Below are 20,941 nucleotides of genomic sequence, written 5' to 3' on the forward strand. Positions count from 1 at the left end.
TCGAAGCGGGCCGAAACTTGGCTGGCAGATATGCAACATTATAACAAAACAATATTACTGGTGGACGAACTCAACCGCGTCTTATCCGGCCAACCACCCAGTGGCTTCGTCGGCCAACCCTTGCTGATCACTGCGCAAGTGTTGCGCGAGAGCGAGAACACCAGCATCGAACTCGGCACCAGCCAAGTGGAAGCCTATCTGCGTCTGTGGCGGCCACGAATCGGTCGTTAACGGCGCGCTGGGCGTAATTTATCCAGAGGCAGTCGATAATCGCACGCTTTATCGGCATGCCGAGCGCACCAGCCGTGCTACTCGAACCCCCCGTCAATCCTGGTTTTTAACCCCTACTGTATATCTGGAATGGGTCGAGGGACGCCGTCGAAGCAGATTGACTGGATTAACCAGTTAGTACATTTTCATGGCGTCCCTGATAACAACAAGAGACCCCTATGACGCCCTGCATCCTGGTGCTCAACGGCCCCAATCTGAACCTACTCGGAGCCCGCGAACCGGCCACCTATGGTCATGAGACGCTCGCCGATATCTCCCGCCTGTGCGCCGACACCGCGGCCGAGTGCGGACTGAGCATCGAGTTCCGCCAGACCAATCACGAAGGCGAGCTGCTCGACTGGATTCACGGCGCACGCGGGCGCTGCGCCGGCATCCTGATCAATCCGGCAGCCTGGACCCATACCTCGGTGGCCATCCGCGACGCGCTGGTGGCCAGCGAACTGCCGGTGCTCGAAGTGCACCTGTCCAACGTGCACAAGCGCGAGCCCTTCCGCCATCACTCCTTCGTCTCGCCGATCGCCGTCGGGGTGATCTGCGGTCTCGGCAGCCAGGGCTATCGCCTGGGGCTGCAGTACTTCAGTCAACTGCTCAAGGGATGACACCATGTCCGCTGCCCAACCCAGCATCCTAGCCGGCCTGATCGGTGCCGGCATCCAGGCTTCGCGCACGCCGGCCCTGCACGAACGCGAGGGCGATGCCCAGGAGCTGCGCTACCTCTACCGGCTGATCGACCTGGACGCACTCGGCCTCGACGCCAGCGCCCTGCCCCACCTGCTCGACGCCGCGCAGTACATGGGCTTCACCGGGCTGAACATCACCTTCCCATGCAAACAGGCAGTCATTCCGCTGCTCGACGAACTGTCGGACGAGGCGCGCAGTATTGGCGCGGTGAACACCGTGGTCTTCAAGGATGGAAAGCGCGTCGGTCACAACACCGACTGCCTGGGTTTCGCCGAGGGCTTCCGACGCGGCCTGCCGGGCGTGGCGCGGCAACGGGTGGTACAGATGGGAGCCGGAGGCGCCGGGGCCGCGGTGGGCCATGCCTTACTCAGCGAGGGCGTCGAACAGCTGAGCCTGTTCGACGTCGAGCCGCCGCGCGCCCAGGCCCTGGCGGCCAATCTCAACCAGCACTTCGGCGCGGGCCGCGTGCTGGTCGGCGCGGATCTGCCCTCAGCCATGGCCGTGGCCGACGGTCTGGTCAACACCACCCCCATGGGTATGGCCAAGCTTCCCGGCACGCCGGTACCGAAGGCATTGCTGCGCCCGGCGTTGTGGGTCGCCGAGATCGTCTATTTCCCATTGGAGACCGAGCTGCTGCGCGATGCCCGCGCCCTTGGCTGCCGGACGCTGGACGGCGGCAACATGGCGGTGTTCCAGGCGGTCAAGGCGTTCGAGATGTTCAGCGGCCGGGAGGCCGATGCCCAGCGGATGCTGGCGCATTTCGCCAGTTTTTGAAGAGGGTGATATTTAGCTGTGTGCGTAACCAACCCCTCTCCCCTGAAATGGAGAGGGGAGATTAATGTTGCCCGGCATAGCGAAATAACCCTGATGCTTTGTCTTTGCCAGAAGGCGTACAGAAGAGGTGGGGCCAACTCCGACGCCCCGTCAGGAGGCCGAGCGGAATCGTCGTGTAGGGGGTTGAGCGGCCTGGATGCCGCGAGAGCCGTGATTGGCCAGGGATGACCCTTCGCAGGGGGCCGCCGAGGTCGGACCCCCGGAACGGCGATGGAGGGAGGGGAGTCTCGCGAAGCATGACGGGGACGCCTAGTTCCGGATGCCGGGGCAAGCCCTCTTGGTTACCTTCTGGGGCGACTGCCAGAAGTAACTCGCGGGGGGGGGGGCGAAACAAGAAGTCTCTACTGAACTCGGTAATCGGTTTGGCTCAGAACCTTCCAGCAACCGTAAGAGGCAGGCTCAAGCCTGCATATACCGCAACACCGACTCACAGATCACCTCTTTGTGCCGCTGCTTGATGCTCTCAGCGGACAAGTCGATCTGGAAGATAGTGCCGAAGGTGTGGCGGTTGGACACCCGGTAGAAGCAGAACGAGCTGATCAGCATGTGGATGTCCAGCGGGTTCAAGCCGCTGCGGAAGAGGCCCTCGGCCTCGCCGCGGCGGAGGATGTCGGCGATGGCTTCGAGTACCGAGTTGTTCAGGGTCGGGATCACTTCGGAACGGGTGATGTGCTCGCCGTGATGGATGTTCTCGATGCTGACGATGCGCACGAAATCGACGTTGCGGTCGTGGTGATCGAAAGTGAATTCGATCAGCCGGCGAATCGCCTCGGGCGGTGTCAGCTCGCCCAGGTGCAGCTTGGATTCGGTGCTGCGGATGTCGCCGTAGAGTTTCTCCAGCACCGCCAGGTAAAGCTGCTCCTTGCTGGAGAAGTAGTAGTAGATCATCCGCTTGGAGGTGTGGGTACGCTCGGCGATGGCGTCCACCCGCGCGCCGGACAGGCCATGTCGGACGAACTCGTCGATGGCCGCGCGCAGGATGCTCTCGCGGGTCCTTTCCGGGTTGTTCTTGCGTCCCTTGCGCGCCACTTCACTGGCGGGTGCGAGGCTCTCTGCGGTATCGCTCATACGGGTTCTGGGGCTCATGTTGGAGTGGGCGGATTATCCGCGCGGCGGCCGGCACGGGGAAGCCATCGCCGGCTCACAGCCATGGACGCCGGATCGCACCGCTGCGCGCCTTGGCCATGGCCGCCAGGCGTACCGCGACGTTGGCCGCGCCGTAACCGACATAACCGTTCTTGCGCTGGATAATCTCGAAGAAGAAGCGCTCCTCGAACGGCTCGGTGTACACGTGGAACAACTCTCCGCCCTGGGCGTCGCGGTCGTAAAGCACGTTGTAGTAGGCCAGTTCGCTGAGGAATTCGTCGTCGAAATCGAAGCGCGCGGCCAGGTCGTCATAATAGTTCAGCGGGATTTCCAGCAGCGGCACGCCCGCCTCCTTGGCCCGCGCCACCTCGGCGAAGATGTCGTCGCAGGAGAAGGCAATATGGTGCACGCCAGAGCCGCGGTAGCTGGACAGAGCATGGGCGATGGCGGTGTTGCGGTTTTCCGAGATGTTCAGCGGCAGGCGCACCGAGCTGCAGCGGCTGCGCAGCGCTCGGCTCTTGACCAGCCCGTAGGGGTCGGGCAGCACCACCTCGTCGTCGGCCTCGAAGTCCAGCAGGCTCTTGTAGAACAGCACCCAGCTGTCCAGCGACTCGGCCGGCAGGGCCAGGGCCATATGGTCGATGCGCTGCAGGCCGCCCTTGGCCTCGGCCTCCTTGTCCAGGCTGAAGTCGATGTCGTAGATGGTCTGGCCTTCGCCAGCCCGCTCCACCAAGTAGATCAGACTGCCATCCGGGGCACGCACGGCGGGGATTTCCCGTTCGTTGGGGCCGACCAGACCACGATAGGGCTGGCCGCGGTAGTCGCAGGCGCGCTGCAATGCGGCGGTCTCGTTCTTCACCCGCAGCGCGGTGGCGCACAGCGACGGGCCATGGGCTTCGAAGAAGTTGTGGGCGAAGGAATAGGGTTCGGCGTTGAGCACGATGTTGATATCGCCTTGGCGCAGCAAGCTGACGTCCTTGGAGCGATGCTGGCCGGCGCGGGCGAAGCCCAGGCGTTCCAGCCAGCCGGCCAGGCGCGCGCCGACCGCTTCGTCGACGGCGAACTCGAGGAATTCGATGCCGTCGTAGCGGCTGGCCGCCGGCGGGGTGAATAGCACGCCGGGTTCGATCGCCGCGCCCTCTTTCTCCAGGTGCTTGGCCGTCTTCTCCTCCAGGTAGAGCAGCGAACGCAGGCCATCGGCGGCATTCTGCCGGGGTGGCGCGGCACGGAAGCCGTCATTGAAGACTTCCAGTGACAGCGGCCCACGGTAGCCGGTGCGCAGGATCGGCGCGAGAAAGCCGGCCAGGTCGAACTCGCCCTGCCCCGGGAAACAACGGAAATGCCGGCTCCACTCCAGCACGTCCATGGCCAGGATCGGCGCGTCGGCCATCTGCACGAAGAAGATCCTGTCGCCGGGAATCTCGGCGATGGCGCTCGGATCGCCCTTGATCGACAGGGTGTGGAAACTGTCGAGGATCATCCCCAGGGCCGGATGGTCGGCCTGGCTCACCAGCTTCCATACCTGCTGCCAAGTGTTGACGTGGCGACCCCAGGCCAGAGCCTCGTAGCCGATGCGCAGGCCGCGCGCACCGGCACGCTCGGCCAGCAGGCGGAGGTCGTCGACCAGGATTTCCTCGTCGCCCAGCGCGTCGGCGGCAACATTGCTGCACACCAGCACCAGGTCGGTCCCCAGCTCCTGCATCAGATCGAACTTGCGCTCGGCGCGGTCGAGGTTGCGCGGCAGGCGGTCACGGCGGCAACCCTCGAAGTCGCGGAACGGCTGGAACAAGGTAATGGCCAGGCCGAGATCAGCGCAGCGCTTGCGAATCTCGGTGGGGCTGCCGTCGTAATAGAGCAGGTCGTTCTCGAAGATTTCCACGCCGTCGAAACCGGCGGCAGCGATGGCTTCGAGTTTTTCCGGCAGGGTGCCGCTCAGGGATACGGTGGCGATGGAACGCTGCATGTTCGACTCCGGCAAGGAACGGCACCGTGTAGCCAGTGCTCATGATTGTTCGAAGCGATTATTGGCAGCGATCCGGAAGCCGGCAATGCGAAATGGACGAACCGGTTAGTTTTCCGTTCGATAATCGAACAAAGCACAACGCCGATCAGAGACGCGCCAGCAGCGTGCGTGCCTTGTCCAGCGCCCTCTGCGCCCGTTCCAACGCACTGACGCCCTGCTCCAGCAACTGTCGGGTGGGAATTTCCAAGCTCAGCGGGATACCCGTCGGCAACGTGCGCAGCAGGCCGAGCAGGTCGCAATCGCCATCGCCAGGAAAGCGCCGCTCGTTGCGCGCCTGGCGCAGGATCTCGTCCATGTCGTCCGGCGGCGGGCCGGCCACGTCGCATAGTTGGGCATAGCGAAGGCGTTCGGGCGGCAAGGCGGCCAGGTCCCGCAGGCACGAGGCGGAGCGGTCGAAATGGAAGGCGTCGACCAACACGCAACCGTTGTCGCGCCCGGCGGCAGCGACGATACGCATCGCCTGGGGCAGGTCGCGCACGTCGGTCCAGGGCATGAACTCCAAGTGCGGATGCAGGCCATAGCCCGCGGCCAGATCGCAGAGGGCGGCGAAGTTGGCGATCAGACGCGCTTCGTCCGGGTCGTTGCCGGCCACCAGCAGTTCGCTGGCTCCCAATTCGGCGCTGGCCGCAAGCACGGCGTCGAATTCGGCCACGCAGGTTTCCGGCTTCAGGCGCAGGATTTCCACATCGAGCACGCGCAGGCCGGTATCGCGCAGGCGTTGCAAGGTCTGCCGACGCAAGCCGGCATCGGCGACCAGCGGAAAGTGCTGCTCTTCCGGCGTCGCTGGGACCAGACGCAGGCCGACATGGCTGTAGCCGGCACGGGCAGCCACCTCGACCATCTGCGGTGGCGACAGTTCGAGCACGGTCAGGGCGGCGAGGGAGAGGATCGGGTCGTTCATGCTGTTCTCGCTTCAGATGATCTGCGGGGCACAGGCGCGCCCGGTTTCGGCGGCCTGGCGGATGGCCTCGACCAAGGCCAGGGTACGCCCGGCGTCCCGGGCGCTGACTAGTGGCTGTGCCCGGCCACGGGCGACCTGGACGAAATGCCGCAACTGGCGGCGCAGCGCCGCTTCGCCGTCCACGGTTTCCTGTACCTGCTGCAAGGGCTGGTGCCAGCCGGCGCCGTCCTCGGCGTAGTGCCAGCGTTTGAGCTGCGGAAGGCTCAGCGCGCCGCGGGTCCCGGCCAACAGGTAGCAAGGCTGGTCCGCCTGGAGCGGGTAGACGGGGTTCTCGCCGGAATCCAGTTCCCAGCTCCAGGGCGCGGCGACCGCGTCGGAACCGGTCAGGCTACCCAGGGCGCCGCCCTCGAATTGCAGCAGGATGGCGGCGCTGTCCTCGTTGGCGAAGCCGCGCACGCCGTTATGGGTGATGGCCTGGACCTGACGCACCTCGCCGCACAGGTGACGCAGCAAGTCGAGGTCGTGGATCAGGTTGGTCAGCAACATCCCGGCCCCGGCCTTGCGGCGCCAGGGGATGTCGAAATAGCTGTCGGGCTTCTGCAACTGCCACAGCGCCGTGACGGTGGTCAGCCGGCCGAGCGCGCCTTGCTCGATCAGCTCGCGGGCGCGGGCGATCAGCGGGTTGTGCCGCCGATGATGGCCGACGAGTACCGGCACGCCGCTCGCCTGGCTGCAGGCCACCAGCCCGCGCACTTCGTCCAGGCGCACGCCCACCGGCTTCTCCAGCAGCACCGGCACATCAGCGGCGAGGCAATCCAATGCAGTGGCAACATGCAGGGCATTGGGGTTGGCCACGATGGCCGCTTCGGGGCGCATCTCAGCGAGCATCTGGCGGTGGTCGGCGAAGTACGGCACGCCGCAGGCGGTGGCGAACGCGGCGGCCTGGGGACCAGGGTCGGCAACCGCGCACAGTTCGGCCTCGGCCAGGCTCTGCATGTGCTGCTGGTGTTGCTGGCCCATGACACCGGCGCCGATAAGAGCGATACGCAGGGGGGAAGTCACACGGGTGATCCTCTCGTCGTCGTTGGAACGGGAGGTCAGGCGCGACCTCTTTTTTGATTTAGAACCCAGTTCCAAAATTTACGCAAGACGAAAATAACACCCACTCCAGTCGCAAAAAACGAGGAAGACACGAGGAGACAAGGCCCGGGAAGAACCCGAGCACCCTTTCCCGGACTGCATCAGGGCTACCGTCAGCCGCTATAGCCGGTCAGGCGAACAGTTCGGAGGCTGGGCTGGCGGCGGAGAGTTCCTCGGCGGCGGCCAGCAACTGCGGCGCCAGCTCGTGCAGGCGCGTCAGCGGCAAGCGGGCGCTGGGCCCGGCGATGCTGAGCACGCCGATGACCCGTCCTTCCAAGGGATGGCGGATCACCGCGGCCAGCGCGGCGGTGCCCAGGGCGGCGCTTTCCATCACCCAGGCATAGCCCTGCCGGCGGGCCAAAGCCAGGCGTTCGAGCAACTCATCCCTGCTGCGCGGCGCATTGGGGCCGAACTCGGCCGGATCGGCGATGCCCTGCCGCTCCACCAGCGCCAGAGCCTCGGCGTCGCTCATGCTGGCCAGCCAGGCGTGGCCGGACGCGGTATAGAACAGCGGCGCGTCGCGCCCCATGTCCGGGTCGTAGCGCAAGCCAGAGCGGGCCCCCTGGCTCTTGGCGATCCAGGTCTGCCGATCTCCATCGATCACTCCCAGGCGCACCAGCTCGCCGCTGGCTTCGGCAAGGCGATCGAGGATCGGTTGCACCACATCGGCGCCGCTGCTGGCCAGATAGCGGAAGCCCAACGCCACCAGCTTGGTGGAAAGGCGATAGCGGCTGGTCTGCGGGTCCTGACGCACATAGCCCAGGCGCACAAGATCGGCGAGCATGCGGTGGGTGGCGCTCTTGGGAATTCCCAGTTCGTCGGCCAGGCTCTGCATGGGCAGGCCACGGGCGTCGCGGGTGAGGCTTTCGAGAAGACTGAGGGCGCGTTCGATCTGACTTCCGGCCATGGGAGACCTCTGTTGAATGTGCCGCGATTCTAGCAGGCCGTGCGTCGTCAACGGCGCCGCCTCTGGATGCAGCGACCGAGACGCGCGATACTGCGGGGCGCCGTTACGAATGTACTAACTGGTTCGTTCTTGTTCGGTTATCGAACAAAACCCGGTTCAGTGAATTGAAATGGCCAGGGGTGCGGCTCACTATTCCGACCACACCCTGAAGCGCAGCCGCTTCTGCCTCGTGCCTACGGCTTCGCCATTCAGTCACCAATAAATATAAAAAGGTCATCGCCATGCCACAGCCCCTGCACTTGCGTGCCCCGGCGACTCCAGCGACCACGGTCGCCGCTCGTCCCGCGCCCAGCCTTCCGCTCGATGGCCGGTCATCATCCCCGTCCATGTCCGTTCCCGACCGTAGTCGCAGCCGCCGAAGCACCCGACTGCATCCGCCCGTCCGCGCGGCCTGAACCCCATCCGCACCGGTCCCCTACCCTGTCGGAGCGATAGCATGAACAAGACAGACAAGATGCTGGTCGGCGAACGCACCTTCTGCGTCCTGCTGCTGGCCTTCAGCCTGGTCATCCTCTATCTGGCGTACCAGATCGCCGGCTTCTCCTCGATCAACTCACCGGGCGCCTTCCCGCTCGGCGTCGCGCTGGTAATGATCATCTCGGCGGCGAAGATTTGCGTCGACCTGATCGGCAAGGCCAGACCCGACTGCAACGGCTGGCTCGACGCCATGCAGCAGTTCCGCCGCCAGCATTTCCCCAAGCGCACGCTGATCTTCGCCGCCCTGGCCGTGGCGTATCTGGCAGCCATCCAGTGGATCAGCTTCTACGCCAGTACCTTCTGCTTCCTGGTGTTGTCGATCGTCTACCTGCGCGGTGGCCGGATAGCCGGTGCCCTGCTGGTCGCCGCCCTGTTGTTGTTATTGATCTACCTGCTGTTCACCCTGGCGTTCAGCGTTTACCTGCCATAACGAGGCACCCGAGATGACCGAGACCCTTTCCTACCTGCTGATGGCCTGGAGCGACCCGCAGCTGTTGCTGCTGACCGCCCTGGGGACCTTCGCCGGCATCTATATCGGCGCCATCCCGGGCCTGTCGGTGACCATGGCGGTGTCGATCCTGGTGTCCTTCACCTTCTCCTGGGAGGTCAACGATGCCCTCGCACTGATCGTCGGCATCTTCATCGGCGGCGTCTACGGCGGCTCGCGCAGCGCCATCCTGCTGAACATTCCCGGCGCACCGTCTTCCGTGGCGACAGCCTTCGACGGTTATCCGCTGGCCCAGCAAGGCGAAGCGGGACGCGCCATCGGCCTGAGCACGGTGATGTCGGTGATCGGCGGGCTGGTCGGCACGCTGGTCCTGGCCAGCGCCGCGCCGGTGATCGGCGACCTGGCCTTGCGTTTCGCTCCGCGTGATTACTTCCTGGTCGCTGCCATCGGCCTGCTGCTGGTCGGCAGCCTAGCCGAAGGCTCGCTGGCCAAGGGCATCTTCGCCGCCGCGCTGGGCGCCATCATCGGCCTGGTCGGCATGGACCCGGTGACCGCCCAGGGGCGTTTCACCCTGGGGCAGGTCGAGCTGATGGGCGGTATTCACTATGTGGTACTGATGATCGGTCTGTTCGGCGTGGCCGAGGCCTTCTATCAGTTGCACAACCTCGACACGCCGCCAGTGCGGCAGAAGGTGGACAAGATCATCCCTTCCCTCGCTATGGTGCTGAAGTTCCTGCCGCTGTCGGTGCGCACCTCGCTCATCGGCGTGGTGGTCGGCGTGCTGCCGGGCGTCGGCGGCGACATCGCCGCGCTGATGGCCTACGACCATGCCAAGCGCACCGTGAAGAACCCCACCAAGCCGTTCGGCAAGGGGGCCTACGAGGGCCTGGTGGCGCCGGAAACCGCCAACAGCGCGGCGGTTGGCGGAGCCTACGTACCCATGCTGACCCTGGGCATGCCAGGCGACGCGGTGACTGCGGTGATCATCGGCGCGCTGGTGATCCACGGCCTCAACCCCGGCCCGATGCTGATGGTGGAGAACCCGCACATCTTCTGGTTCACCGTCGGCAACCTGGCCCTGGCCAACATCTTCCTGCTGGTCTTCGGCCTGATGGGCATCAAGCTGTTCGCCAAGTTCGTCGAGATGCCCAAGGCCGTGCTGATCCCGCTGATCCTGGTGCTCTGCGTGGTCGGCACCTACTCGATCAACAGCAGCATGACCGAAGTGTACTGGATGCTCGGTTTCGGCCTGCTCGGCTATCTGCTGAAGATCTTCGGCTTCCAGATGGGCCCGATCATCCTCGGCGCCATCCTCGGCCCGCTGATGGACACCTCGTACCGCCAGGCCATGTCCTCGGTGGGCGACAACCCTGTGGAGCTGCTGCGCGAGCTGGTCACCAGCCCGCTGTCGCTGATCCTCACCAGCGCCGTGGTGCTGATCCTGCTGGGCAACACCTCGCTGCTGAAGAAACTCAAGTGCAAATGCAAGGCCGCCATGGCTCGCGGCTGAACGACTTCACCCGAAGGCACGCCCCGGCCCATAGGGGCTCCACAACAACAATGGAGAAACTCCACATGCTCAAAGCCTTACTGACCGGCGCCGCTCTCGGTCTCAGCGCGCTGACCCTGGCCCTGCCGGCCCACGCCGACTATCCCGAGCGCAGCATCCAGGCGGTGATCCCCTGGGGTGCCGGCGGTGCCACCGACAACGTGATGCGCAGCCTGACTCCCTACGTGGAGAAGGAACTGGGCGGCAAGTTCATCCTCAACAACCGCCCGGGCGGCACCGCCGTGATCGGCAGCACCTACGTCATGCAGCAGCGCCCCGACGGCTACACCATCCTGCTCGGCGCCGAAAATCCACAGCTCTACCCGGTGCTGAAGCTGGCCACGTTCGACTACAGCGATTTCTACCCGATCAACATCATCGGCCAGAACGTGGTGGTAATCGCCGCCCCCGCCGACGCGCCGTTCAGCACCATGGCCGAACTGCTGGCCGCCGCCAAGGCCAACCCGGACACCCTGCGCATGGGCACCACCGGCGCCGGCGGCCTGCCGAGCACCGTACATGCGATGATCAACGCGGTGGACGAACTGAAGGTGCGTGAAGTGACCTTCGGCGGCGACGGCCCCGGCATCACCGCGCTGATGGGCAAGCACATCGACTTCATGCCGCTGAGCCTGGCCGCCGCCAAGGAACTGGTGCGCACCGGCAAGCTCAAGGCCCTGGCCGTGCTGACCACCGAGGAAGTACCCGAGCTGCCGGGCGTCGAGCCGATCACCAAGGCCCTGCCGGCAATTTCCGAATACCTGCCGTGGGGTCCGTTCTGGGGCGCCTTCGTGCGCAAGGACACGCCGGACGACGTCAAGCAGAAGCTGGTCGACGCCTACGCCAAGGCCGTGGCCAACGACGAGTTCCAGGGCTTCCTGAAGAACTTCGGCGCGCACAGCCTGAACCTCACCGGCGCCGAGGCCGAGGCGTTCCTCAAGCGCTGGCAGTCGGTCACCACCTGGTCGATGTACAAGGCCAAGGCCATCGACATCGCGCCCGACTCGGTCGGCATCGCCAAGCCCTGATCCGGCTCTGAAACGAACCCGCCGGCAAACGTCGGCGGTCTGACTCCCCTCCTCTTTTCGCATCCGCTCGGGCGGAGGGGATCGTGCGTCCTGACATCTGCCATACGAGGAAACGACAACAATGAAAACCACCGTCACCCGTCTGCTACCCACCGCTCTGGCCCTGTCCGTCGCCGCCGCGCTGCCGGTCGGCGCCCAGGCCGCCGGCTTCGTCGAAGACGCCAAGGTCTCGCTGAACCTGCGCAACTACTACTTCAACCGCAACTTTCTCAACCACTCCGGCCCCAGCGTCCAGGGCGACGACCAGGGCCAGGCCGCCGAGTGGACGCAAAGCTTCATCCTCGACGCCCGCTCCGGCTTCACCGAAGGCACCGTGGGCTTCGGTCTCGATGCCCTGGGCCTATACTCGTTGAAGCTCGACGGCGGGCGCGGCACCATCGGCAGCCAACTGCTGCCGGTCCATGGCACCGGCAACGACCGCCACGCCCCGGACGATTTCGGCCGCATCGCCGTCGCCGCCAAGGCGAAGGTCTCCAAGACGGAACTGAAAGTGGGCGAATGGTTCGCCGTCCTGCCGATCCTGCGCGCCGACGACGGCCGCTCGCTGCCGCAGACCTTCCAGGGCGCGCAGATCACCTCCAACGAGATCGACGGCCTGAGCCTGTACGGCGGCCAGTTCCGCAAGAACAGCCAGCGTAACGATGCCAGCCGCGAAGACATGTCCTACAGCGGCTTCGAATCCGACCGCTTCAACTTCGTCGGCGGCGAATACCGCTTCAACGACGATCGCACCCTGGTCGGCCTGTGGCGCGCCGAGCTGGAGGACATCTATGAGCAGAACTACCTGCAACTGACCCACAGCCAGCCGGTCGGCGACTGGGTGCTGAGCGCCAACCTCGGCTACTTCAACGGCAAGGACAACGGCTCGGCCAAGGCCGGCGAGCTGGACAACAAGGTCTACCAGGGCAGCTTCTCCGCCAAGACCGGCAACAACACCTTTACCGTGGCCTACCAGAAACTCGGCGGTGACACCAAGTTCATGCGCGTGGACGGCACCAGCGGCGGCTCACTGGTCAACGACGGCTTCACCAACAGCTACGACAACCCCAACGAGCGCTCCTGGCAGTTGCGCCACGACTACAACTTCGCCGGCCTCGGCATCCCCGGCCTGACCCTGATGAACCGCTACGTCAACGGCGACCACATCCACACCGGCGGCCGCACGGATGCCGAGGAATGGGGCCGCGAGTCGGAGCTGGCCTACACCATCCAGGACGGCAGCCTGAAGAACCTCAGCATCCGCTGGCGCAACTCCGACGTACGCCGCGACGTCGGTGCCGACCTGCACGAGAACCGGTTGATCATCAACTACCCGTTCTCGCTGCTCTGAGGCGCGTCTCGACACGCTCTACGTCTTGCTCCTGTGTTTACGGCACTTCGGCCCGTCCTTGTGACGGGCTTTTTTTGCTTGTGCTGCTGGAAGGTCCTGAGTCAAACCGATTACTGAGTTCAGTAGAGACCTCTTGTTTCGCCTTCCCCCCCGGCGAGTCGTCGGGCGAATGAATTCGCCTCTACAACGGGCCTGCTTTTCGTAGAAGCCAGCTCTGCTGGCGATGCCTTTGTGCAGCCCCATTCCAGCCCTTCGGCAATGACAAGGCGTCGTGATATCTGGCCCTCACTTTTAGTGGGGAGGAGTGCCGTATCCACACAGACAGAGCCTTTTCACGCCCGAGCCGAGAAATTCCGACGCCCGCACTTGGCGTCCACGAGCAAGAACAATAAAATTCCAGAACCAAGTTCCAAAAAACAAAAAACAAAAAACGAGGAGACACCACCATGGTCCACGCCGAACTTCCCCGACTCGACTGCGACGTACTCGTCGTCGGCTCGGGCGCCGCCGGGCTGGCCGCGGCGGTTACCGCCGCCTGGCATGGACAGAAAGTCATCCTGGTGGAAAAGGACCCGGTGTTCGGCGGCGCCACGGCCTGGTCCGGGGGCTGGATGTGGGTGCCGCGCAATCCGCTGGCCCGCCGCGCCGGCATCGTCGAAGACATCGAGCAACCGCGCACTTACCTGCGCCACTGCCTCGGCGAGCATTACGACGCGGAACGGGTGGACGCCTTCCTCGAAGCCTGCCCGTACATGGTCGGGTTCTTCGAACGACACAGCCACCTGCAATTCGCCGACGGCAACGCCATCCCCGATATGTACGGCGACGCGCCGGGTGCCGCCACCGGTGGGCATCAGGTGATCGCCGCCCCCTACGACGCGCGCGAAGTGGGTTCGTTGCTGGCTCGCCTGCGCAAGACCATGCGGGAGACGTCCTTCCTGGGCATGCCGATCATGGCCGGGGCCGACCTGTCCGCCTTCCTCAACCTGACCCGCTCGGGCAAAGCCGCGCTGTACGTGGCCAGGCGCGTCACTACCCATCTTTGGCACTTGGTACGTCATGGCCGTGCCATGCACTTGGTCAACGGCGTGGCGCTGGTGGCGCGGCTGGCCAAGTCGGCCGAGGAGCTGGGCGTGCAGTTGATCGAAGCCGCCCCGGCCAAACGCCTGCTCAGCGAACACGGACGTATCTGTGGCGCGGTGGTGCAACGGGGCGACGGCGAACAGACGATCCGGGCGCGCAAAGGCGTGGTGCTGGCTGCCGGCGGATTCGCCAACGACATTCCGCGGCGCCGCGAGCTGTTCCCGCGCACGCCCACCGGCCATGAGCATTTGGCACTGCCGCCACCGGCCTGCAACGGCGACGGCCTGCGCCTGGGCGAGGCGGTGGGTGCGGCACTGAACACCGAACTCAAGTCACCGGTGGCCTGGGCGCCGGTGTCACGCGTGCCCTATGCAGACGGCAGCGTTGGCCATTTCCCACACATCATCGACCGTGGCAAGCCGGGGCTGATCGCCGTACTGAAGAACGGCAAACGCTTCGTCAACGAAGCGGACGGCTACTACGCTTACACCGCCGCCATGGTCGAGACGGTGCCGGAGGGTGAAGAGGTCTGCTCCTGGCTGATCTGCGACCATCGCTTCATCCGTCGCTACGGCCTGGGTATCGCCCGGCCCGCGCCGGTGCCGCTGTGGTCAGTGCTGCGCAGCGGTTATCTCAAGCGCGGCGCCAGTATCGAAGAGCTGGCCCGCCAGTGCGGCATCGACCCGCCCGGCCTGGCGCAAACGGTGAGCGAATACAACCGCCATGCGCGCCTGGGCGAGGACCCGGCCTTCGGGCGCGGCACCTCGCCCTTCAACCGGCGCAGCGGTGACGCCAACCATCCCGGCCCCAACCCCTGCGTCGCCCCCATCGAGCGCGGCCCCTTCTATGCGGTGCAGGTGGAGCCCGGCAGCTTCGCCACCTTCGCTGGCCTCAAGACCAACGGCCAGGCCCAAGTGCTGGATGTCGATGACCGCCCGATCCCCGGCCTGTACGCAACCGGCAGCGACATGGCCAGCGTGATGGGCGGCCACTACCCGTCCGGTGGCATCAATCTGGGCCCGGCGCTGACCTTCGGCTACGTCGCCGCCCGCCACATCGCCGGCGTGCGTGCCTACGAAACCGTCCTGGAGTGAAACCTTTCAGTCCTGCAGGGATTCGACGCCCAGTTCGTCCCAGACTTCCTCGGCCATGTGGAAGGTGGCGTTGGCCGCCGGGATGCCGCAGTAGATCGCACTCTGCATCAGCACTTCCTTGATCTCGTCGCGGGTCACGCCGTTGTTCTTCGCCGCGCGCAGGTGCAGGCGCAACTCGCCCTCGCGGTTCATGCCGATCAGCATGGCGATGGTGATCAGGCTGCGGGTGTGGCGCGGCAGGCCCGGACGGGTCCAGATATCGCCCCAGGCATGACGGGTGATCATCTCCTGGAATTCCTGGTTGAACGGCGTCAGGTTCTTCAGGCTGCGGTCGACATGAGCATCGCCCAGCACCGCGCGGCGGACCTGCATGCCGGCTTCGTAGCGTTCTTTTTCGTCCATCGTTCCAATCCCATGTAGGGGCGAATTCATTCGCCCAACGGTGCAGAAGCGGGCGAATGAATTCGCCCCTACAGATCAACCCAGCAGGAAATCCAGCACGCGACGGGTGAACCGGTCGCCCGCCTCGACATTGGAAAGGTGCGCGGCGGTGAATTCAGCCAAGTCGGCACCCGCGATGTGCGCCTGCATGAAGCGGCCGTTCTCGGTGGTGGTGACCGGGTCCTGGCTGCCGCAGACGATCAGCGTCGGCGCGGCGATCGCACCCAGCGCCTCGCGGAAGTCCGCATCGCGCACGGCGGCGCAGTTGGCGGCGTAGCCTTCCGGCGAGGTGGCGGCGAGCATCGCGGTGATGTGCGCGGCCTGGGCCGGCTGTGCCTCGACGAAGGCCGGGGTGAACCAGCGGGCGATGGAGGCATCGCGCAGATCGCGCATGGCCTGCTGGCCGCCCTTGAGAACGGTCTCGATACGGGTGTTCCAGACCTCGTCGTTGGCGATCTTCGCCGCCGTGTTGCACAGCACCAGCTTGCTCAAGCGCTCGCCGGCATGGATGCCCAGCCACTGGCCGATCAGCCCGCCCATGGACAGGCCGCAGAAATGCGCTCGGGGAATATCCAGCGCATCCAGCAGGGCCAGCACGTCGCGGCCGAGCTGTTCGATGGTGTACGGCCCCGGCGTCACCAGCGATGCGCCATGGCCACGGGTGTCGTAGCGGAGCACGCGGAAATGCTCGGTGAAGGCCGGCATTTGCACGTCCCACATATGCAGATCGGTGCCCAGGGAGTTGGACAGCACCAGCACCGGCGCGCCGGCCGGGCCTTCCAACTGGTAGTTCAGGTCGCCATCGGCGAGGTGGAGATCAGCCACGAAACGCTCCTCAACGGGACAAGGCTTGGTGTTCGGCCAGGGCGCGCTCGACCCAGCGGCGCGCCTGGCCCAGGTAGTGGGCCGGATCGAGCAGGCGATCCAGCTCAGCGGCGGAAAGCTGTGCGGTGACTTCGGGGCTGTCGCCGAGCACCGCACGCAGATGGCGCTGTTCGGCGACGGCCTGGCGGCAGCAGCGCTCGACCAGTTGATGAGCTGTCTCGCGACCGATGCGCTGGGCCAGGGCGATGCTTGCCGCCTCGGCCAGCACCAAGCCCCGGGTCAGTTCGAGGTTGTCGCGCATCCGCGTGGCATCCACCTCCAGGTCGGGGACGATGACCAGGGCATGCTGCAGGGCGCCGGATACCAGGCAGCAGAGTTCAGGCAGGGTTTCCCATTCCGCGTGCCAGAGCCCGAGGCTGCGCTCGTGCTCCTGCGGCAAGGCGGCCAGCAGGGTCGCAACCAGCCCCGGCGCGCGGGTGGCGGCGCCGATCAGCACGGCGGCACCCACTGGATTGCGCTTGTGCGGCATGGTCGACGAGCCGCCCTTGCCCGGCGCGGAAGGCTCGAAGGCCTCGCCCACGTCGGTCTGCATGAGCAGGCTGAGGTCGCGGCCGAGCTTGCCCAACGTACCGGCGATCAGGCCGAGCAGCGCGGCGACCTCGGCAAGACGGTCGCGCTGGGTGTGCCAGGGTTGGTCCGGCAGGTTCAGGCCCAGTTCGCGGGCCAGGGCCTGGCTCACCGGCCAAGCCTGTTCGCCCAGCGCGGCGAGGGAACCGGAGGCGCCGCCGAATTGCAGGCAGAGCAGGCGCGGTTCGATTTCGGCGAGACGCTGGCGATGCCGGGTGACGGCACCGAGCAGGCCGGCGAGCTTCATGCCCAAGGTCACCGGAGTGGCGTGCTGCAGCCAAGTGCGCCCGCTGAGCACGGTATCGGCATGGCGCTCGGCCTGTTCGGCCAGCGCCTCGGCCAGTCGCGCCAGATCGCCGTTCAGCAGGCCAAGGGCCCGGCGCAGTTGCAGCACCAGGCCGGTGTCCATGGCGTCCTGGCTGGTGGCACCGAGGTGAACGTAACGCTCGGCGTCGGCGTCGCTTGCGGCGATGCGCTTGCCCAGCGCCTTGACCAGCGGGATCGCCGAGTTGCCCGCGCTGACGATGGCGTCGGCCAGGTTGGTAGGGTCATAGAGATCGGCTTTGCAGGCGGCCTCGATGGGCGCCACGGCTGCGGCCGGAATCACCCCGCAACGCGCCTCCGCCCGCGCCAGGGCGGCCTCGAAATCGAGCATGCCCTGCAAGCGACCGGCGTCGGAAAACACCGTGCGCATGGCCGGGGCGGTGAAATAGGCATCGAAGAGTTGATTGGTCACGTTGGAATTTCCACAGGTGTTCGCCATTCAGCCTAGGTTCGCAGCACGGCGGCGGCGAATCCACCGGTTGGTGAGATCGTTCGAGCCAAGGGCCAGGGGGCTGCATCGCGAACGAATTCGCTCCCACAAAAACGGCGCCCGGATCGCCAAGGTCTCGCCGCACTCCCCGTGGGGCGTATTCATTCGCCCATCAAGGCGAAATCACGATCATCAGAAGGCCGGCCCGAGCCCCGTAGCCTTTCCATCGGCCCGGACCGGCCAAACCGTCATACCCGTTCGATGGCCAGGGCCAGGCCCTGCCCTACCCCCACGCACATGGTGGCCAGGCCACGGCGGCCACCGGATTTTTCCAATTGGTGCAACGCGGTCAGGACCAGACGCGCGCCGCTCATACCCAGCGGATGGCCGAGGGCGATGGCGCCGCCGTTGGGGTTGACCTGCGGGGCGTCGTCGGCCAGGCCGAGATCGCGCAGCACGGCCAGGCCTTGGCTGGCGAAGGCCTCGTTGAGTTCGATGACGTCGAAGTCGGCGATCTGCAGGTCGAGGCGCGCCATCAGCTTGCGTACCGCCGGCACCGGGCCGTAGCCCATGATGCGCGGCGCGACGCCGGCGCTGGCCATGCCGAGCACCCGGGCGCGCGGCCGCAGGCCATGCTTTTCCACCGCTTCGGCCGAGGCCAGGATCATCGCCGCCGCGCCGTCGTTGACGCCCGAGGCATTGCCGGCGGTGACCGTCTTGTCCGCACCGTTGACCGGCTTGAGCCTGGCCAAGGCCTCCAGCCTGGTGTCGGCACGCGGATGTTCGTCGTGCTCGACCAGCGTCTCGCCCTTCTTGTGGACGATCCGCACCGGCACGATCTCTTCGGCGAAAAACCCCGCCTCCTGGGCCGCCGCCGCACGCTGCTGGCTGCGCAGGGCGAAGGCGTCCTGGTCGGAGCGGGAGATGCCGTACTCATCGGCCACGTTGTCGGCGGTCTCCGGCATGGAATCGACGCCGTACTGCTGCTTCATCAGCGGATTGACGAAACGCCAGCCGATAGTGGTGTCCTCGATCTTCATATTGCGCGAGAAAGCGGCATCCGCCTTGCCCATGACGAAGGGCGCGCGGGACATGGACTCCACGCCCCCGGCCAGGGCCAGTTCCATCTCGCCGGCGGCGATGGCGCGGAAGGCGGTGCCCACCGCGTCCATGCCCGAGGCGCAGAGGCGGTTCAGGGTGACACCCGGCACGCTTTCCGGCAGCCCGGCCAGCAGCAATGCCATGCGCGCCACGTTGCGGTTGTCCTCGCCGGCCTGGTTGGCGCAGCCCATGAACACTTCGTCGATGGCCGCCGGGTCGAGGCGCGGGTTGCGCTCCAGCAAGGCTCTCAGCGGGATGGCTGCCAGATCGTCGGCGCGCACCGCCGAGAGAGCACCGCCGAAGCGGCCGATGGGCGTGCGCACCGCGTCGCAAATGAACACCTCGCGGCTCATTCCTCACCCCCTTGCTGACCGTGCGCGGCTGCCGTGCGGGCTTCCAGGGCGCGCAGAGCGCTCAGCTCGGTCTCGTCGGGCGCAGGCGTCTCGGCGACAACGGGGGCGAAGCGGATCGGCCAGCCGGTGGCTTCGATCACCTGTTCGCGGGTCACACCGGGGTGCAGCGCGGTGACGATGAATTCGTTGGTGCCGGCTTCCGGTTCCATGATGCAGAGGTCGGTGATGATTGCCACCGGCCCCTTGCCCGGCAGGCCGAGCTGCCGGCGATGGTCGCCGCCCTCGCCATGGCCGACCGAGGTGACGAAGGCCAACTTGTCGACGAAGGTGCGGTGCGACTGCTTGAGGATGATCAGCACCTCCTTGGCCGAACCGGCAATCTCCGGCGCACCGCCGGCGCCCGGCAGGCGTACCTTGGGTTGCCGGTAGTCGCCGATCACGGTGGTGTTGATGTTGCCGTACCTGTCCACCTGGGCGGCGCCGAGGAAACCCACGTCGATACGCCCGCCCTGCAGCCAGTAGCGGAAGATCTCGCCGGTGGGCACCACGGTGTCGGCGGTCTCGGCCAGCTCGCCGTCGCCGATGGACAGCGGCAGCACCGATGGCTTGGCGCCGATGGGACCGGATTCGTAGATCAGCACCACATCCGGCGACGAGGTCAGGCGCGCCAGGTTGGCCGCCTTGGACGGCAGGCCGATGCCGACGAAGCAGACCGCGCCGTTCTTCAGGCGGCGGGCGGCAGCCACGGTCATCATTTCGTTGGTGCTGTAGTCACTGGTGGAGAGCGTGCTCATCACGGGGCCTCCTGCTGCGCGGCCAGCTTGTTCAGGTACTCGGCGTAGTCGGCGGTGCCGCGGATGTATTCGTCGATCCAGGCACTGAAGCTTTCGCGGCTGCGGGCGATCGGGTCCCAGGCCTGGTAGAAGCGGTTGTCGCGCTCGTAATAGCCATGGGCGTAGGACGGACGGGCACCGCCCGGCACGTGGCAGACGGCGCTGAGCGCCCAGGTCGGCAGCACACAGGCGTTCATCGGCGCGTTCAGGTCATCGACGATCTCTTCCACGGTGACGATGCAGCGCTTGGCCGCCAGGGCCGCTTCCTTCTGCACGCCGAGGATGCCCCAGAGCAGCACGTTGCCCTTGCGGTCGGCCTTCTGCGCGTGGATCACGGTAACGTCCGGACGCACGCTCGGCACCGCCGCCAGCACCTCGCCGGTGAACGGGCAGGTAACGGTCTTCAACATCGGGTTGACCTTCGGCAGGTCGGAACCGGCATAGGCGCGCAGCACCGCGAACGGCAGGCCCGAGGCACCGGCGACGTAGGCGTTGGCCAGGTCGGCGTGACTGTGCTCCTCGATCTCCAGCGGCTGCGGCCAGCCCTTCTCCACCGCGTCGCGCAGACGGTGCAGCGACCCGACGCCGGGGTTGCCGCCCCAGGAGAAGATCAGTTTCTTCGCACAACCGGCGCCGATCAGCAGGTCATAGACCAGGTCGGGAGTCATGCGCACCAGGGTCAGGTCTTTCTTGCCCTGGCGAATCAGCTCGTGGGAGGCGGCGGTGGGAATCAGGTGGGTGAAACCTTCGAGGGCGACGGTATCGCCGTCGTGGACGAAGCGTCCGACCGCTTCGCGGAGGGTGAGTAACTCAGCCATGGTCGATCTCTTGTGCTATCCGGCGCGACAGAACCGGGTTGAGACAAACACTAGGCGGAGCGACTCGAGCAAACAATCCGATAATCGACTATACGTGCGAATATCGAACACTTCTTAAGATTCGCCAGTGTCCTGAAACGACGACGCCCCGGCACGCCGGGGCGTCTTTCCTGCGGCTCTAACGACGCGCAGCAGGC

At 65.9% G+C, this 20,941-nt stretch carries 19 protein-coding genes; 8 read left to right on the top strand and 11 right to left on the bottom strand.

Annotation, left to right across the window (positions count from 1 at the left end):
* The first annotated feature begins 60 nt into the window (after positions 1–60).
* The 3 genes from PIN01S_RS26450 to PIN01S_RS18645 all read left to right on the top strand — a co-directional run bounded on the left by PIN01S_RS26450 (position 61) and on the right by PIN01S_RS18645 (position 1,746).
* Entirely contained in the window at positions 61–231 is a 171-nt protein-coding gene (locus tag PIN01S_RS26450; protein ID WP_169715848.1) for a hypothetical protein, read from the top strand.
* A gap of 218 nt (positions 232–449) precedes the next feature.
* Positions 450–890, top strand: coding sequence for a type II 3-dehydroquinate dehydratase (gene aroQ / locus PIN01S_RS18640; RefSeq protein ID WP_084337724.1), 441 nt, complete (start codon positions 450–452; stop codon positions 888–890).
* A gap of 4 nt (positions 891–894) precedes the next feature.
* Positions 895–1,746, top strand: a complete 852-nt coding sequence (locus tag PIN01S_RS18645) for a shikimate dehydrogenase (RefSeq protein ID WP_084337726.1) — start codon at positions 895–897, stop codon at positions 1,744–1,746.
* 459 nt (positions 1,747–2,205) lie between these two features.
* On the opposite strand, the gene PIN01S_RS18650 is transcribed toward PIN01S_RS18645, so the two are convergent.
* From PIN01S_RS18650 to PIN01S_RS18670, 5 genes are all read right to left on the bottom strand, one after another.
* Positions 2,206–2,874, bottom strand: a complete 669-nt coding sequence (locus PIN01S_RS18650; RefSeq protein WP_090257240.1) for a TetR/AcrR family transcriptional regulator — start codon at positions 2,872–2,874, stop codon at positions 2,206–2,208.
* Positions 2,875–2,947: 73 nt separating this feature from the next.
* Positions 2,948–4,855 (bottom strand): 3-dehydroshikimate dehydratase QuiC, encoded by a 1,908-nt coding sequence (gene quiC / locus PIN01S_RS18655; RefSeq protein ID WP_084337730.1) that lies wholly within the window; start codon positions 4,853–4,855, stop codon positions 2,948–2,950.
* A 145-nt stretch (positions 4,856–5,000) separates the two neighbouring features.
* Positions 5,001–5,816, bottom strand: a complete 816-nt coding sequence (locus PIN01S_RS18660; protein WP_084337731.1) for a sugar phosphate isomerase/epimerase family protein — start codon at positions 5,814–5,816, stop codon at positions 5,001–5,003.
* A gap of 12 nt (positions 5,817–5,828) precedes the next feature.
* Positions 5,829–6,878, bottom strand: a complete 1,050-nt coding sequence (locus PIN01S_RS18665; protein WP_084337732.1) for a Gfo/Idh/MocA family protein — start codon at positions 6,876–6,878, stop codon at positions 5,829–5,831.
* 208 nt (positions 6,879–7,086) lie between these two features.
* Entirely contained in the window at positions 7,087–7,863 is a 777-nt protein-coding gene (locus PIN01S_RS18670) for an IclR family transcriptional regulator (RefSeq protein WP_084337733.1), read from the bottom strand.
* 496 nt (positions 7,864–8,359) lie between these two features.
* Here PIN01S_RS18670 and PIN01S_RS18675 point away from each other — a divergent pair, with 496 nt between their 5' ends.
* The 5 genes from PIN01S_RS18675 (at position 8,360) to PIN01S_RS18695 (ending at position 14,992) form a co-directional block, all read left to right on the top strand.
* A complete protein-coding gene (locus tag PIN01S_RS18675) occupies positions 8,360–8,830 on the top strand; it encodes a tripartite tricarboxylate transporter TctB family protein (RefSeq protein ID WP_084337735.1) in 471 nt (156 codons plus the stop codon).
* A gap of 13 nt (positions 8,831–8,843) precedes the next feature.
* Positions 8,844–10,358, top strand: a complete 1,515-nt coding sequence (locus PIN01S_RS18680; RefSeq protein WP_084337737.1) for a tripartite tricarboxylate transporter permease — start codon at positions 8,844–8,846, stop codon at positions 10,356–10,358.
* A 65-nt stretch (positions 10,359–10,423) separates the two neighbouring features.
* Positions 10,424–11,425 carry a tripartite tricarboxylate transporter substrate binding protein gene (locus tag PIN01S_RS18685; RefSeq protein ID WP_084337739.1) on the top strand — a complete coding sequence of 334 codons (1,002 nt, stop codon included), beginning with the start codon at positions 10,424–10,426 and terminating at the stop codon, positions 11,423–11,425.
* Positions 11,426–11,546: 121 nt separating this feature from the next.
* A complete protein-coding gene (locus tag PIN01S_RS18690) occupies positions 11,547–12,815 on the top strand; it encodes an OprD family porin (RefSeq protein WP_084337741.1) in 1,269 nt (422 codons plus the stop codon).
* Positions 12,816–13,261: 446 nt separating this feature from the next.
* Positions 13,262–14,992, top strand: a complete 1,731-nt coding sequence (locus PIN01S_RS18695; protein WP_084337743.1) for an FAD-dependent oxidoreductase — start codon at positions 13,262–13,264, stop codon at positions 14,990–14,992.
* Positions 14,993–14,998: 6 nt separating this feature from the next.
* On the opposite strand, the gene pcaC is transcribed toward PIN01S_RS18695, so the two are convergent.
* From pcaC to PIN01S_RS18725, 6 genes are all read right to left on the bottom strand, one after another.
* Positions 14,999–15,394 carry a 4-carboxymuconolactone decarboxylase gene (gene pcaC / locus PIN01S_RS18700; RefSeq protein ID WP_084337745.1) on the bottom strand — a complete coding sequence of 132 codons (396 nt, stop codon included), beginning with the start codon at positions 15,392–15,394 and terminating at the stop codon, positions 14,999–15,001.
* Between the two features lie 75 nt (positions 15,395–15,469).
* Complete coding sequence (gene pcaD, locus PIN01S_RS18705) at positions 15,470–16,258, bottom strand: 3-oxoadipate enol-lactonase (protein WP_084337747.1); 789 nt, start codon at positions 16,256–16,258, stop codon at positions 15,470–15,472.
* A gap of 10 nt (positions 16,259–16,268) precedes the next feature.
* Positions 16,269–17,621, bottom strand: a complete 1,353-nt coding sequence (locus PIN01S_RS18710; RefSeq protein ID WP_084337749.1) for a 3-carboxy-cis,cis-muconate cycloisomerase — start codon at positions 17,619–17,621, stop codon at positions 16,269–16,271.
* Positions 17,622–17,887: 266 nt separating this feature from the next.
* Entirely contained in the window at positions 17,888–19,093 is a 1,206-nt protein-coding gene (pcaF, locus tag PIN01S_RS18715) for a 3-oxoadipyl-CoA thiolase (protein ID WP_084337751.1), read from the bottom strand.
* A complete protein-coding gene (locus PIN01S_RS18720) occupies positions 19,090–19,887 on the bottom strand; it encodes a CoA-transferase subunit beta (RefSeq protein WP_084337753.1) in 798 nt (265 codons plus the stop codon). The genes pcaF and PIN01S_RS18720 overlap by 4 nt, the downstream gene beginning before the upstream one ends.
* Positions 19,887–20,744: a CoA transferase subunit A gene (locus PIN01S_RS18725; protein ID WP_084337755.1), complete on the bottom strand. Its 858-nt coding sequence runs from the start codon at positions 20,742–20,744 to the stop codon at positions 19,887–19,889. Before PIN01S_RS18725 ends, PIN01S_RS18720 begins: the two co-directional genes overlap by 1 nt.
* Between the last annotated feature and the right edge of the window lie 197 nt (positions 20,745–20,941).

This window comes from Pseudomonas indica NBRC 103045 (genome assembly GCF_002091635.1).
Lineage (GTDB): Bacteria > Pseudomonadota > Gammaproteobacteria > Pseudomonadales > Pseudomonadaceae > Pseudomonas_M > Pseudomonas_M indica.

What these genes read in the sequence shown, in the direction of transcription:
- aroQ (WP_084337724.1), top strand. Translation starts at nt 450, where the DNA reads ATGACGCCCTGCATCCTGGTGCTCAACGGCCCCAATCTGAACCTACTC.
- PIN01S_RS18645 (WP_084337726.1), top strand. Translation starts at nt 895, where the DNA reads ATGTCCGCTGCCCAACCCAGCATCCTAGCCGGCCTGATCGGTGCCGGC.
- PIN01S_RS18650 (WP_090257240.1), bottom strand. Translation starts at nt 2,874, where the DNA reads ATGAGCGATACCGCAGAGAGCCTCGCACCCGCCAGTGAAGTGGCGCGC.
- quiC (WP_084337730.1), bottom strand. Translation starts at nt 4,855, where the DNA reads ATGCAGCGTTCCATCGCCACCGTATCCCTGAGCGGCACCCTGCCGGAA.
- PIN01S_RS18660 (WP_084337731.1), bottom strand. Translation starts at nt 5,816, where the DNA reads ATGAACGACCCGATCCTCTCCCTCGCCGCCCTGACCGTGCTCGAACTG.
- PIN01S_RS18670 (WP_084337733.1), bottom strand. Translation starts at nt 7,863, where the DNA reads ATGGCCGGAAGTCAGATCGAACGCGCCCTCAGTCTTCTCGAAAGCCTC.
- PIN01S_RS18675 (WP_084337735.1), top strand. Translation starts at nt 8,360, where the DNA reads ATGAACAAGACAGACAAGATGCTGGTCGGCGAACGCACCTTCTGCGTC.
- PIN01S_RS18680 (WP_084337737.1), top strand. Translation starts at nt 8,844, where the DNA reads ATGACCGAGACCCTTTCCTACCTGCTGATGGCCTGGAGCGACCCGCAG.
- PIN01S_RS18685 (WP_084337739.1), top strand. Translation starts at nt 10,424, where the DNA reads ATGCTCAAAGCCTTACTGACCGGCGCCGCTCTCGGTCTCAGCGCGCTG.
- PIN01S_RS18690 (WP_084337741.1), top strand. Translation starts at nt 11,547, where the DNA reads ATGAAAACCACCGTCACCCGTCTGCTACCCACCGCTCTGGCCCTGTCC.
- PIN01S_RS18695 (WP_084337743.1), top strand. Translation starts at nt 13,262, where the DNA reads ATGGTCCACGCCGAACTTCCCCGACTCGACTGCGACGTACTCGTCGTC.
- pcaC (WP_084337745.1), bottom strand. Translation starts at nt 15,394, where the DNA reads ATGGACGAAAAAGAACGCTACGAAGCCGGCATGCAGGTCCGCCGCGCG.
- pcaF (WP_084337751.1), bottom strand. Translation starts at nt 19,093, where the DNA reads ATGAGCCGCGAGGTGTTCATTTGCGACGCGGTGCGCACGCCCATCGGC.
- PIN01S_RS18720 (WP_084337753.1), bottom strand. Translation starts at nt 19,887, where the DNA reads ATGAGCACGCTCTCCACCAGTGACTACAGCACCAACGAAATGATGACC.
- PIN01S_RS18725 (WP_084337755.1), bottom strand. Translation starts at nt 20,744, where the DNA reads ATGGCTGAGTTACTCACCCTCCGCGAAGCGGTCGGACGCTTCGTCCAC.